Consider the following 252-nt stretch of genomic DNA (forward strand, 5'->3'; position numbering starts at 1 on the left):
GCGGGAGCGCTGGCGGCCATGATGCTGGTGGCGGCGCTCGTCACCTGCTGGGTTTACGACCGCCTCTTCGGCCTCTCGTCGCTCTCGGGCGAGACCTCGGCTCAGGATGGCGGATCGGGACGCCTGCGCGTCGCCGGCCTCGCGATTCTGGGAGGCGTCGCCAAGACGAGCGCCGTGCTGGCCGACGCCGTCCGGAAGGTGATCGGCACCCGTGGGACGAGCCGACTGCTGCCGATCTACTGCACGCTGGCC

General features: G+C 71.4%; 1 pseudogene. It reads left to right on the forward strand.

The features are described from left to right. Positions 1-252: pseudogene (locus tag KBI52_RS00220) on the forward strand (ABC transporter permease); the annotation flags it as partial.

The organism is Microvirga sp. HBU67558 (genome assembly GCF_018069605.1).
GTDB classification, from domain to species: Bacteria; Pseudomonadota; Alphaproteobacteria; order Rhizobiales; family Beijerinckiaceae; genus Microvirga; species Microvirga terrae.